The 12,561-nt window shown below is 71.2% G+C and carries 10 protein-coding genes; 2 read left to right on the forward strand and 8 right to left on the reverse strand.

Annotated features, from left to right (window positions below):
* Position 1 precedes the first annotated feature (1 nt).
* The 6 genes from ACG01O_RS00765 to ACG01O_RS00790 form a co-directional block, all read right to left on the reverse strand.
* The gene (locus tag ACG01O_RS00765; RefSeq protein WP_394380100.1) at positions 2-1,081 is read right to left on the reverse strand and encodes a lipase family alpha/beta hydrolase; all 1,080 of its coding nucleotides are present in this window, start codon (positions 1,079-1,081) and stop codon (positions 2-4) included.
* 31 nt (positions 1,082-1,112) lie between these two features.
* A complete protein-coding gene (locus tag ACG01O_RS00770) occupies positions 1,113-1,892 on the reverse strand; it encodes a LytR/AlgR family response regulator transcription factor (protein ID WP_394380103.1) in 780 nt (259 codons plus the stop codon).
* On the reverse strand, positions 1,889-2,971 hold the full coding sequence (locus ACG01O_RS00775) for a histidine kinase (protein ID WP_394380106.1): 1,083 nt from the start codon (positions 2,969-2,971) through the stop codon (positions 1,889-1,891). Before ACG01O_RS00775 ends, ACG01O_RS00770 begins: the two co-directional genes overlap by 4 nt.
* Positions 2,972-3,035: 64 nt before the next feature.
* Positions 3,036-4,133, reverse strand: coding sequence for a sensor histidine kinase (locus tag ACG01O_RS00780; RefSeq protein ID WP_394380109.1), 1,098 nt, complete (start codon positions 4,131-4,133; stop codon positions 3,036-3,038).
* Positions 4,134-4,218: 85 nt separating this feature from the next.
* Positions 4,219-4,602, reverse strand: a complete 384-nt coding sequence (locus ACG01O_RS00785) for a PilZ domain-containing protein (protein ID WP_394380112.1) — start codon at positions 4,600-4,602, stop codon at positions 4,219-4,221.
* Between the two features lie 38 nt (positions 4,603-4,640).
* Positions 4,641-5,072, reverse strand: coding sequence for a hypothetical protein (locus ACG01O_RS00790; protein ID WP_394380115.1), 432 nt, complete (start codon positions 5,070-5,072; stop codon positions 4,641-4,643).
* Between the two features lie 103 nt (positions 5,073-5,175).
* On the opposite strand from ACG01O_RS00790, the gene ACG01O_RS00795 reads away from it, so the two are divergent.
* Positions 5,176-5,745 (forward strand): DUF1134 domain-containing protein, encoded by a 570-nt coding sequence (locus ACG01O_RS00795; RefSeq protein ID WP_394380118.1) that lies wholly within the window; start codon positions 5,176-5,178, stop codon positions 5,743-5,745.
* A gap of 158 nt (positions 5,746-5,903) precedes the next feature.
* Positions 5,904-9,941: an LAGLIDADG family homing endonuclease gene (locus ACG01O_RS00800; RefSeq protein WP_394380121.1), complete on the forward strand. Its 4,038-nt coding sequence runs from the start codon at positions 5,904-5,906 to the stop codon at positions 9,939-9,941.
* Positions 9,942-10,022: 81 nt separating this feature from the next.
* Here the strand turns inward: ACG01O_RS00800 and ACG01O_RS00805 are convergent, their stop codons facing one another.
* Together ACG01O_RS00805 and ACG01O_RS00810 are read right to left on the reverse strand one after the other, a co-directional pair.
* Positions 10,023-11,027, reverse strand: coding sequence for a hypothetical protein (locus tag ACG01O_RS00805; RefSeq protein WP_394380123.1), 1,005 nt, complete (start codon positions 11,025-11,027; stop codon positions 10,023-10,025).
* A 194-nt stretch (positions 11,028-11,221) separates the two neighbouring features.
* Positions 11,222-12,559, reverse strand: coding sequence for a hypothetical protein (locus ACG01O_RS00810; protein ID WP_394380126.1), 1,338 nt, complete (start codon positions 12,557-12,559; stop codon positions 11,222-11,224).
* Positions 12,560-12,561: the final 2 nt, after the last annotated feature.

Here is a 12,561-nt window from a genome sequence, read left to right on the forward strand (position 1 = left end):
TTCAGCGCAAGGCCAACCAGGCGTGCAGGCGCTGCTGCACTCGCGCGTCGGTTTGCAGTGCCAGGTGGCCCAGGTCGGGCAGCAGGGCCGTGTCGGTGAACGCGAGCCGGCGCGACTGCATCCGGTGCTGACCCAGCGCGCTGGCCACGGGCACCAGGCCATCGCCCAGCCAGCGGGCCGGCGACCCCGAGGTCTCGTGCGCCGTGGTGGCGGCCACGGCAAAGCAGGCCACACCGTCCGGCAGCGGCAGCACGCTGGCCCGGCCTTCGTCGCCCGGCAGCAGGCTGGCGTGGCGCAGGTCGCGAATGCCCGCACTGCGCCGGCCGGCCAGCAGCGCCAGCGGTCGCGCGTACGCGCTCAGCGCCAGCAACTGCTGCAGTTGTTGGCCACCGCGCTCCAGCGGTGCGCCCAGGTGTGGCGTGCCCAGGGTGATGAGGGTGCGCAGCCGCGAGGGCCAGCCTGACGGATCGGCTTGCGCAATCGCGCTGCGGGCCACCAACCCGCCCATGCTGTGGCCCAGCAGCGTCAGCGGCCCGGGCACGGTGTCCAGCAGCGCCGCCAGCTCCTGGCCGTTGCGCCAGATGGGGCGGCCGGAGTTGTAGCGCAGGCCCAGCGGCTGGTAGCCCCAGGCGGCCAGCGCGGCGGGCAGGTCGGCACCGTCGCGCTGCCACTGGCCCTCGTGCATGCACAACCCGTGCAGCAGCACCACGGCCGGCCCTTTCGCGTCGGGCACCAGCGGGTGCAGGCCCATCGGCATGGCAAGCGGGTTGCCGGTGGCGTCCAGGTGGTCGCCCAGCACGCCGTTGAGGGCTGCTTGCACGGCGTTGGCCTGATCGGCTTGCGTTTGCTGCAGCAGCGGCGCCAGCGTGGCGAGCGCGCCGTCCAGCCCGGCGCCAACAAGCCGGGTCACGCCGCGCACGCTGCGGTACACCTGCCCGGTGAGGCCCCCGGTGCGCTCGCGTGCGGGGGTGAAGGGCAGCCGCGCGATCTCGGCGTGCATGGCCTCCACGAGGTCGGTCAGGCCGGTGGTGGCGTCGATGGCGAGTCGGCTCGCGCCGCGCAGCCGTTGCAGTGGGCTCATGCCCCCATCATGCGCCCACCGGGCGGGAGGGTCACATCTGCCGGAACAGATGCGCGCAGCTTTCGGCCACCAGCAGGGTCTCAGTGCCGTGCTTGAGCTTGATCTGCATGCGGCCGCGGAAGTCGCGGCTCACGCTGGCAATCGCATTGACGTTCACCAGCGTGGAGCGGTGGATCTGCCAGAACTGCTGCGGGTCCAGCTCGTCGATGAGTTCCTTCAGCGGCTTGCGGATCAGCGCCTCGCCGTCTTTCAGGCCGAGCCGGGTGTACTTGTTGTCGCTCTGGAAGAACATCACCTCGTCCACGGTGATGAGGCGCAGCGTCTGCCCCACCGAGGCGTTGATCCAGCGCAGCGGCGCGCGGGCGGCGGACGGAGCGGGAGCGGCGTGCGGGTTGCGGGAATCGAGCTGATCCAGCACGGGCCCGAGCGGCGCGGGTGCCTGGCCCAGCCGGGCCTTGAGGCGGCTGATGGCGGTGAACAGCCGGGCGCCGGCCAGGGGCTTGAGCAGGTAGTCCACCGCGCCCTGGTCGAAGGCGGCCACGGCGTATTGGTCGTACGCGGTCACGAACACCACATGCGCCCGCCCGCCCACCTGCCGGGCCACGTCGATGCCGGTGGCGCCGGGCATTTCGATGTCCAGGAACAGGATGTCCGGGCGGTGCTGGTCGAGCAGGCGCAGGGCTTCCAGGCCGTCAGCCGCCTCGCCCACGATGCTCAGTTCGGGCCAGAGCTTGCCAAGCTGCTCCACCAACTCGCCGCGCAGGGCGGCTTCGTCCTCGGCAACGACGGCGGTGGGGGCAATCAAGCTCATGGGGCAAAGGTGAAGGTGAATTCGGTGCGGTCCGGCTCGCTGTGCGCCGCCAGCCGCACGTCCAGCACGGCCAGCCGTTCGCGCAGTGCGGCCAACGCGGCCAGTGCGGCATCGTCGCCGGCCAGGCCCGGGCGGTCAAAACCGAGCGTCAGGTGCGGGTCCGCGCGCAGCCAGCAGCGGCTGGGCTCGGCGTGCTGCATCACGTGCTGCACCAGGGGCAGCAGCAGCATGGGCGGCAGCGGCAGGCCGGCATGCGGCCCGAGGTCGCAGTCCAGCGTGGGCGGCGTGCGGCCCAGGTCGGCCATCAGGTCCAGGTAGCTGGCGATGAGTTCTGCCTCGCCGCCAAGCGTGGCCCCCGCTTGCGGCCCGGGCGTGCTGGTGCCCGGGCGCGGCAGGCGGGGCAGGGCCACGCGCAGGTGGCGGATCAGCCGCTCCAGCCGCGCGCTGGCGTCGGGCGATTGCTGTTCGTACGCATGCTCCACCGACACCAGCGCATCGAACAGCAGCGCCGGGTCCACCTGGGCTTGCAGGGCCGCCAGTTGGGCGGCCAGCGCGTGGCGGCGCAACTGGCTGTGCTCGCGCAGCAGGTCTTGCGCGGCCTGCTCCTGGCGGCGCCGCACGGTGTGGAACTCCATCACGCCCACGATCATCAGCGCCGGCATGAAGAGCCACAGCGCGTCGCCGGCAATCGCGGTGGCGCGGAACATGGAGCAGCGGGTGTTGGGGTGGGTCTGGGCGTACACCTCGCACAGCGAGGGCCACGGCAGCGCCGCGGCCAGCGGGTAGATGACGGCCATGCTCAGCACCGCGCCCAGCAGCGTGGCGGCCACCAGCCGGTGCTTGCGCAGCGGGTGGATGGGGCTGCTGCGCGCCGCCGGCAGCCAGCACAGCATCAGCAGGGTGCAGCTGACGAGCGACAGGCTCAGGTGCCGCGCCAGCACCTGGGGCAGCTGGTCGCCCACGCGCAACTCCAGCAGCGAGGTGAGGTCGATCGCGCTGAACAGCAACGCCGCGCCGATGAACACCAGCGCCTCGCCCGGCCGCACCGAGCGCCATGATTGCCACACGTGCCGGATCATGTGGCGCACGCCTGCTGTGTGGGTGCACCGAGCGCCGCGGTGCAAGTCGGGGCGAGGGGGCGCCTCATGCCAAAGCCTCCGCCGGCAGCCGCACGCGGGCCACCACGCCGCGCGGCTGGGCGGCTTCAAGTTCCAGCGCGGCACCGTCGCCAAAGCGGGCGGCCAGCCGCGCGCGGGTGTTAGCCAGGCCCACGCCCGCGCCGCCGCTGGCGCTGCCAAAGCCCTGGCCGTTGTCGGTCACTTCGACCTGCAGGCCGTCGCTGGCGGTGCGGGCCGCGCGAATCTCGATGCGCCCGCCCTCGGGCAGCGGCGACAGGCCGTGCTTGATCGCGTTCTCCACCAGCGTGGGCAGCACCAGCGTGGGCAGCCGCGCGCTCAGCAGGTCGGCCGGGGCCTGGATGTCAAAGCTCAGCCGCTCGCCCATGCGCATTTGCAGGATGGCCAGGTAGTGCCGCACCAGCTCCAGCTCGTCGGCCAGCGTGGACTCGTGCCGGCGCATGCCCGGCAGCGCCGCGCGCAGGTAGGCAATCAGTGCGGCCAGCATGTCGCGGCCCTGCGTGGGGCGCGTTTCGTACAGGCGCTTCACGTTGGCCAGCGTGTTGAACAGGAAGTGCGGCTCGATCTGCGCGTTCAGGGCCGACAGCTGGGCCTCGGTCTGCTGCGTGCGCAGGGCCTCGCGTTCGCGGAAGAGGCGGGCCAGTTCGTCGCGGCCTTCGCGTTGGGCCCGGCTCACGCGCATCAAGGTGTAGCCAATGCCCCCCAGCAGCACCCACAGCCCGACGGTGGACACCACCCAGGCCGGCCGCACGCGCAGGGCGGGGTCGTCCAGCGCCGCCACGGCGTAACGCAGGAAAGTGCCCAGCCCGGCCCCCAAGCCCACGGCGCCGGCTTGCAGCGCCAGCGCGGCAGCCAGCGGCCAGCGGCGGCGGGCCAGCACGGCCTCGGCCAGCGCCACGGTGAACAGCAGCGACACGCCGGTCAGCAGGCACTGCCGCGTGAAGCGGGCGAGGTCGAAGATGAGGTCGAACGCGGGCGCATCGCTCTCGCCGAACCAGATCAGCGCCCGCGAGATGGCGTACAGCAGGCAGAAGTAGAAAACCCCCGCCAGCATGCGCAGGTTGCAGACGCGCCGAAAGGCTTGCAGCGGGCTCAGGTCCTCCATCGGCGCGATTGTCAGTCGCGGGCGCCAGGCCGGGCCGGCATGCGACGAAACGGCCCGTGGCCGGCGCGAACCCGGCTATCTGCGGTCAGCCGAGGCTGGCGGCGGCGATCAGCGCCTTGAGTTCCCGCTCCGAGGCGTTCGGGTCGCCCAGGTTCACCTCGATGAGCCGGCGCAGGTGGGTGATGGATTCCAGGTCGATGCTGCGGCAGATGATGCCGGCGTGGTCCTGCTCCACATGCGCCAGCTCACCGGCCATCGCGATGACGGCCGCGCCCTCGGTGGCGTGGCCCAGCGGCAGGCTCACCAGGCAGGGCATGCCGGGTTGCGGGCTGACGCCAGCGGGCAGTTGCAGCAGCACGCCCTTGAGCGAGATGTCCACCACCTGGCAGTGCAGGCGGTCTTGGGTGGTGATGAGTTCAGCGCCGGAGGCGAAAGCCACGCGGGCGAATTGGCGGCGTTCGAGGGTCATGGGCGTCTCCGGGCGGGTGGGGCGGGCAGGGGCGGCCCCTAAACAAAAGGTTCCAGCGTGTCGGTGCCGCCGAACACGGTGCTGTGCTCCACGGCTTGCTGCAGGCGGTCGGGCGCCAGCGCGGCCAGGCCCATGGCTTCCAGCATGAACCACGAGGCCCGCAGGAAGGCAATGATTTCCTCCCGGGTGGCGTCGGTCTCGACCGGGTCGGCCCCGGCCATGCGATCCGGGGCCTGGCGCGGCGCCACCACGGCGGGCCGGTGCGCGCGGGCGATGCGGGCCAGCAATTCGCGGGTGTCCACCGTGGCACTGGGCGCGTCGATCAGCTGCACCAGGTCGCCCAGTTGCTGCTCGGCCGCGGCCGCCAGCAGGCGCGCCGCCTGGTCGGCCCCACCGGCAAGGTACAGGCCGGCGGCCAGGTCGACGTATTCGAGTGCAGCCGACAGCCGCTGCAGGTCTGGGTTGGACATAGCAAACCAGTCTAGGGTGTGTCGACACGCAAAGAGCGGCCAAAGTTCACGCCGCGTTGGCTATGCTGGGTTGATTCAGGAATGTCCCAAGGACCCCTTTGCGATGAACGACCGACGCCGCCATTTGCACCACCTTGCCGCGCTGGCCGCCGGCGCCACGCTGCCCGCCTGGGCCGGCGACGACAAGGACAGCACCTACGACGAGGACTCCATCCTCAAGGCCGCCACCGACTTCTTCGGCCAAACCACCGAAGGCCTGGCCAAGGTGATTGAAAAAGCCTTCAAGGAGCAGGGCCGGCCCAACGCCTACATCAAGGGCGAGGAAGCCGGCGCCGCCCTGACCGTGGGTGTGCGCTACGGCAATGGCGACCTGATGATGAAAGGCGGCGGCAGCGCCAAGGTCTACTGGGCCGGGCCGTCCATCGGGTTTGACGTGGGCGCCAATGCCTCCAAGGTGTTCACGCTGGTCTACCACCTACCCAAAACGTCGGCCATCTACCAACGCTTTCCTGGCGTGGACGGCAGCCTGTACTACATCGGCGGGGCGGGCATCAACTACCAGCGCTTGAACGGCATCACGCTGGCGCCCATCCGGCTGGGGGTGGGGCTGCGTGCCGGGGCCAGCGTGGGCTACATCCACTACCGCCGCGAGAAAAGCATCAATCCATTCTGACCGGCACTGAACCGCCCGCTTTCTGAGGGGCGTCAAGGTGTTGTCAGCGCGGCGGTGGCAGGCTTGCGCCCGGCGTCCGCCACCCATCGAAAAAATCAAAAACAGCCCGGCGCCCGGCGGCGTAGACTGTTTTTTCATCCAGTAGTCGAGGCCATCCCGTGAGCAGCACCACCGACCTGCCCGTGCAGGACATCTCCAGCGAAGTCCTGATCGAAAAGTACGCCAAAGGCGGCGAGCAGTCGCCCGACGAGCTGCGCGAACGCGTGGCCCGGGCGCTGGCCCAGGCCGAGAAGCCGGCCGAGCGTGCGCGCTGGGCGGCGGCCTTTCTGGAGGCGCAGCAGCGCGGCTTCGTGCCGGCCGGGCGCATCATGTCCGCCGCGGGCACCGAGCTGTCGGCCACGCTCATCAACTGCTTCGTGCAACCGGTGGGCGACTCCATCGCCACCGCTGAAGACGGCGTGCCCGGCATCTACACCGCACTGACCGAAGCCGCTGAAACCATGCGCCGCGGCGGCGGCGTGGGCTACGACTTCAGCCGCATCCGCCCGGCGGGGGCTTGGGTGGGCTCCACCCGCAGCCACGCCTCCGGCCCCATCAGCTACATGCGCGTGTTCGACCGCAGCTGTGAAACGGTGGAAAGCGCCGGCAGCCGCCGTGGCGCGCAGATGGGCGTGCTGCGCTGCGACCACCCGGACATCGAGCAGTTCATCCACGCCAAAGACCAGGGCGACCTGCGCAACTTCAACATCTCCATCGGCGTGACCGACGCCTTCATGGAAGCCGTGCAAGCCGACGGCGAGGTCGAACTCGCGCACCGCGCCCAGCCCAGCGCCGAGCAGATCGAAGCCGGGGCCTACCAGCGCGGCGACGGCCAGTGGGTCTACCGCAAGGTGCGCGCCCGCGCGCTGTGGGACCAGGTCATGCGCTCCACCTACGACCACGCCGAACCCGGCGTGCTCTTCCTGGACCGCATCAACACCGACAACAACCTCCACTACTGCGAAACCATCGCGGCGACCAACCCCTGCGTGACGGCCGACACCTGGACCATGACCAGCGAGGGGCCGCGTCAGGTGGCAGACCTGATTGGCCGCCCCTTCCACGCCATCGTCGACGGCAAGGCCTACGCCACCGAATCGGCCGGCTTCTTCGCCACCGGGGTGAAGCCGGTGCTGCGCCTGAGCACGCGCGAAGGCCACGGCCTGCGCCTGACCGGCGACCACCCAGTGCGCCGCGTGACCCGCAAGACACGCTACCTCGTGGAAGCCGAATGGGTGCCTGCGGCCGAGGTTCGGCCGGGCGACGAACTCATGCTGCACGACCACCGGGCGCTCGCCGGGTGGGACGGGCCGCGCACCGAGGCGGAGGGCTACCTGTTGGGCCTGCTGATCGGTGATGGCACGCTCAAGGCGGACAAGGCCGTGCTGTCCGTCTGGGCGCCCGAACTGAAGGCCGTGGGCAGCGATGTGAGCCACCGGCCTGCCAGCGTGGACAGCGTGATGCGCGCCGCCGAGACGGCCCTGCGTTCCAGCGTCGTTTCGCGTGCCGACTTCCAGGGTTGGCAGCGCCCCATCGAGGGCCGGGGTGAGTTCCGCATGGCCTCGGCCGGGCTGCGCGATCTGGCCATGGCCCTGGGCGCCAGCCCCGGCCACAAGCGCATCACGCCGGCGATGGAGGCCGCGTCCTCCGACTTCCACCGGGGGCTGCTGCGTGGCCTGTTCGATGCCGACGGCTCGGTGCAGGGCGCGCAGGACAAGGGCGTCAGTGTGCGGCTGACCCAGGCGGACCTGGCCCAGCTGCAAGCCGCGCAGCGCATGCTGGCGCGGCTGGGCATCGCCTCTTCCATCTACCGAGACCGCCACCCCGCCGGCCTGCAGCGCATGCCCGATGGCCGGGGCGGCGAGCGGGACTACGAGCGCCGCGCCGTGCACGAGCTGGTCATCAGCGGTGACAACCTGCGCCGGTTTGCGGAGCAGGTGGGCTTTGAAGACAGCGCCAAGCGCCAGCGCCTGGATGAACTGCTCGGTGCCTACCGCCGCGAGCTGAACCGCGAACGCTTCACGGCCACGGTGGATGCCATCACGCCCGATGGCGTCGAGGCGGTGTACGACGTGACCGTGGAGCACGTGCATGCCTTCGACGCGAACGGCCTGTACGTGCACAACTGCGCAGAGCAGCCCTTGCCGCCCTACGGCTGCTGCTGCCTGGGCTCCATCGACCTGACCCGCTTCGTGCGCGACCCGTTCAGTGCCCAGCCGGTGTTCGATGAAGCCGGCTTCACCGAGGTGGTGGCCGTGGCCACGCGCATGCTGGACAACGTGCTGGACGTGACGCCCTGGCCGCTGCCGGCGCAGGCGCAGGAGGCGGCCAACAAGCGCCGCGTGGGCCTGGGCTTCACTGGGCTGGGTGATGCGCTGGTGATGCTCAACCTGCGCTACGACACGCAGGCGGCGCGCGACATGGCCAGCCGCATCAGCGAGTTGATGCGCGATGCCGCCTACGCGGCGTCCAGCCAGCTTGCGGTGGAGCGGGGCAGCTTCCCGCTTTTCAATGCCGACCTGTACCTCTCCGGCGGCAGCTTCGCGTCACGCCTGCCGCAGGCGCTGAAAGACACGATCCGCGCCCAGGGCCTGCGCAACTCGCACCTGCTGTCCATCGCGCCCACGGGCACCATCAGCCTGGCGTTTGCCGACAACGCGAGCAACGGCATCGAGCCCGCGTTCTCGTGGGCTTACACGCGCAAGAAGCGGCTGTCGCAGGCCGAGGGCGGTGGCTTCAAGGAGTACCAGGTGGAGGACCACGCCTGGCGCCTGTACCGCCACCTGTTCGGCGCCGATGCGCCGTTGAGCGACGCCTTCGTGACGGCGCTGGAGCTGAGCGCGGCCGACCACGCCAGCATGGTGGCTGCGGTGGCGCCGTACATCGACACGTCCATCAGCAAGACGGTCAATGTGCCGGCCGACTACCCGTACGAAGACTTCCAGAACCTGTACGTGCAGGCCTGGCAAAGCAAGCTCAAGGGCCTGGCCACCTACCGGCCCAACAGCGTGCTGGGTTCGGTGCTGAGCGTGACGCCTGAGGTCAAACAGCCCGAGCCGCTCAAGCCCGATGTGGACGGCACCAACCAGCGCCTGAAGGTGGAGCGCCTGCCGCAGGCGGTGGTGGCCTCGCTGCGCTGGCCCAGCCGCCCCGAAATGCCCGGTGGCAACCCGGCCTGGAGCTACCTCATCCAGCATCCGCACGGCGACTTCGCGCTCTTCATCGGCGAGCTGCCGCTGGACGGGCCGGACGGTGGCCTGTTCGGCCGCAACCTGCCGTTCGAGGTGTGGGTGAACGGGGCCGAGCAGCCGCGCGGCCTGTCGGCGCTGGCCAAGACGCTGTCCACCGACCTGCGCACGAATGACGCGGCCTGGCTGCGCTTGAAGCTCGACGCGCTGGCCACGGTGGCCGAGGAGCGCGCCTTCGAGATGGCCATGCCGCCCAGCGGCGAGAAGCGGCTGTTCCCGGGCGTGGTGGCGGCCACGGCTGCCGTCATCCGCTGGCGTTGCGAACAACTCGGTGCGTTGACCGAGGGCGGCGCCACACCGGTGGTGGACGCCATGTTCAGCCGCAACGAGCCGCGCACCAGCGTGAGCGGCACGCTGGCCTGGGCGGTGGACGTGGACAACCCCGCCACCAACGAGCAGTTCACGCTCACGTTGAAGGAAGTGGTGCTGCCCACGCCGGACGGCGGCACGGTCACGCGCCCCTGCGCCATGGGCTTCTCGGGCAACTACCCCAAGGCGCTGGACGGGCTGGCCCGCCTGCTGAGCCTGGACATGCGCGTGATGGACCCCGGCTGGATTGCGATGAAGTTGCGCAAGCTGCTGAACGTGGGCGAGCCGCTGGGGCACTTCATGGCGCCGGTGCCGTCGCTCAGCGGCGAGCGCCGCCAGCAGATCTGGCCTTCCACCGTGGCCTATGTGGCGCGGTTGGTGATTCACCGCTACGCGATGCTGGGCATCCTGGACGAGGAAGGCCAACCGCTGAACGACATGGGCCTGCTGCAAACCCCGGCGCCCAAGCTCGGCGCGCCGGCCGGGGCGCTGCAGGTGCAGGCGGGCAAGCCCTGCCCGGAATGCGGCAACGCCACCATGATCCACAAGGACGGCTGCGACTTCTGCACCGCCTGTGGCTACGTGGGGCAGTGCGGCTGAGGCTGAATCTGAAGAAGCAGAAGCTGACGCTGAAGCTGAAGCTGAAGCGGCAGAAGCGACGGCTTCTGCTGCAGCCCAGGGTCAGCGGAAGTTGAGCACCCGCACGCTGGCGTCCACGGCCCACCAGGGCAGCACGCCCAGCGCACGGGGGTCTTGCCGCAGGGCGGCGCGCAGCTGCACGGGGTCGTCGAACTCCTCCGGTGCACGGCGCCGGCCGCCAAACTGCTGACCGCTCCATTGCGCGGTGTACTCGCCGGGTTCGCGTTGCAACAGTTGGCGTATGGCGTCGGCCCGCCACGCGCCGCCCAGCATCAGCAAGCGCAAGGGGCCGCCATTGGCGGTGCCGCCACGGCGGGCCAGGAACAGGTCGTTCAGCTGCTGCTCGGTCAGCGGCGCGGCTTCGTGCTGGCGTGACACCACCATCGCAAAACCCGGCATGCGGGCGTCGTGCATCCACTGCGGCAGCAGGCCTTGCCGGCGCGCCTGGTCTTGCGCTTCGGCCCACTGCCCGGCTGAGAGCGGGCCGCGCCGGGCCAGGCCGCACACCAGCGCAGTTTTCTCCAGCGGCAGGGCCCAGGCGGCCACATCGGGGCTTTGCGCGCGCCAGTGCGAGGCCGCGGGCTGGCTCATGACGGCGTAGGGGTGGCGGCGCGACAGCAGCTTGCGCGCCAACCGGTCTTCGCTGAGGGCGTCTTCGTGGCGCACGCGCGGGTCGGCCAGGCCCGGGTCCAGTGCTGCCAGGTTCGTGCCTTGCACGTGCCCCACCACGGCGTCGGCGGGCAGGTCGGCCATGCGCTCCAGCCGCGGGCTGGTCACGTGGGCCAGCAGCAACGCGTTCAACTCGAACGCCGGCGGCGCCCAGTCCAGCAGGTCGCGCTCGGGGCCGCGTTGCGCTTCGGGCAGGCACACGGCGTCGAAGTTGCCGGCTGCGGCTTCGTTGCGCAGCCGGGCCGGCGGCAGAGGCAGCAGTTCCAGCGCCAGGCCCCGGCTGCTGGCCACATGGCGGGCCAGCTGCACCACCAGCCCGCCGCGCAGCTGCTGTTGCTCATCCCACTCGGCCAGCGGGGCGCCCAGGCTCACCGGCACGGCCACTCGCAGCGCCGCCGGGCGTGCGCTTGACGGGGGCGCTGCGGACGTTTGCGCATGAACGCGTGCCGTGCTCAGGCCCAGGCCTAGGACGAATGCCGAGCCCATCAGCCATGCCGCCCAGCGGGGCCGGCTCCGCCTGTGCAAGGCCCCCAGGGTGCCTGTGCGGTGGTGCCAGGGGAGGGGGCGCATGGTCAGAACAAAAAGTCCAGCTGCACCGTGGTCAGCTGCGCGCGCCCGTTCCACAGGGATGGGGTGGCGGCCAGGGGCGGGCTGTCCAGCCGCACTAGGCCGCGGCGGCCGGTGGTGGTGTCGCGCAGCGCGCGCCAGAACTCCTGCTGCAGTTTGAGTGCGGTGTGGGCGCCGAAGTCCCAGCGCAGGCCCAGCTGCCACTGGGCCAGGTCGTTGGGGGACTGAAGGAACCGGTCCAGCGCGTCCAGCCCGGCACGCACCGTGGCCGGGGCGCCGTCGCGTGCGGCCAAGCCCAGCGGGGGCTCGCGGTACTGCATGCGGCCGGCGGCCACTTGGGCTTGCCAGGCCTCCCACCGGCGCGAGACCTGCACATAGGCGCCGCGGGCGCGTGGGATGAACGCCGAGGTGCTGTCACTGCGCCACAGGGCCTCGGCGGTCACTTCCCAGGGGTGGCCGCTCCACACCAGCTGCGCACTGGCAATGCGGCCGTGAATGGCCGATGTGGGCGCGCGCGCCGGCAGCACCGTCGCGCAATTCGTGCAGTCGGCTTGCCAGGCGGCGGGCAGCAGGTTCTGGGGGCTGAGGTCGAGCTCGAAGTCAGACGCTGCGAGCCGCCCGGTCCAGTCGCCGCGCTGCCATTGCAGGCCAGCCACCACGCTGTGGCGCACATGCACCGGGCCGCCGCCCACGCGTGCACTGGCGCGGCCCACGCCCAGGTCGGCCCGCACGGTGCCGCCCTGGGCTTCGCCTTCCCAGGTCAGGTTGGCGCCGTCCACCGGCGAGCCGGTGCTCAGGCCGTAGACGGTGACGTTGGGGCGCACGGCGGCTTGGGCGTAGCCGACGTAGCGGGTTTCGGAGTGGCGCAAAAACGGCAGCGTCTGCCGGCCCAGTCGCACGGTGCTGCGCTCGCCCAGCGGCAGGTTCACGTAGGCCCAGTCCACATGGGGGCGGTAGTGCTGGCTCTCGGTGTTGCTGGTGGAGAGTTGCAGCACCCAGTCGGTGTCGGCCACGCCCGCCTTGCGGGCTTGCAGGGCCAGGCGGCTGTCGGCGTCGGCCCGCCATTCACCGCCGGTGGCGCTGCCGGCGAACTGGGTGTCCGGCCGCAGTCGAGCACCTGTGAGGTCGGCCCGGTAGGCCGAGAGGCTGCCGTAGCCGCCCCAGGTGATGCCCCAGGGGCCGGCGTGCGCTTGCGCCCGAGCGACGTCGGCGCCCGCCAGGGCCAGCGTGGCCAGGCCGGCCCACGCCGCCATGCGCGCTGCCGTCGCAGCCCCGGTGCGCCCGCGACGGGTGGGCACGGCGCAGGGTGGCACGGCGCGGGTCGGCAGCGGTGCGAAAGCCATGC

This window comes from Pelomonas baiyunensis, from assembly GCF_043555935.1.
GTDB classification, from domain to species: Bacteria; Pseudomonadota; Gammaproteobacteria; order Burkholderiales; family Burkholderiaceae_C; genus Pelomonas; species Pelomonas baiyunensis.

Excerpts from the sequence above, each read along its gene's own strand:
- ACG01O_RS00780 (WP_394380109.1), bottom strand. The coding sequence starts at position 4,133 with ATGGAGGACCTGAGCCCGCTGCAAGCCTTTCGGCGCGTCTGCAACCTG.
- ACG01O_RS00765 (WP_394380100.1), bottom strand. The coding sequence starts at position 1,081 with ATGAGCCCACTGCAACGGCTGCGCGGCGCGAGCCGACTCGCCATCGAC.
- ACG01O_RS00775 (WP_394380106.1), bottom strand. The coding sequence starts at position 2,971 with ATGATCCGGCACGTGTGGCAATCATGGCGCTCGGTGCGGCCGGGCGAG.
- ACG01O_RS00785 (WP_394380112.1), bottom strand. The coding sequence starts at position 4,602 with ATGACCCTCGAACGCCGCCAATTCGCCCGCGTGGCTTTCGCCTCCGGC.
- ACG01O_RS00790 (WP_394380115.1), bottom strand. The coding sequence starts at position 5,072 with ATGTCCAACCCAGACCTGCAGCGGCTGTCGGCTGCACTCGAATACGTC.
- ACG01O_RS00770 (WP_394380103.1), bottom strand. The coding sequence starts at position 1,892 with ATGAGCTTGATTGCCCCCACCGCCGTCGTTGCCGAGGACGAAGCCGCC.
- ACG01O_RS00810 (WP_394380126.1), bottom strand. The coding sequence starts at position 12,559 with ATGGCTTTCGCACCGCTGCCGACCCGCGCCGTGCCACCCTGCGCCGTG.
- ACG01O_RS00795 (WP_394380118.1), top strand. The coding sequence starts at position 5,176 with ATGAACGACCGACGCCGCCATTTGCACCACCTTGCCGCGCTGGCCGCC.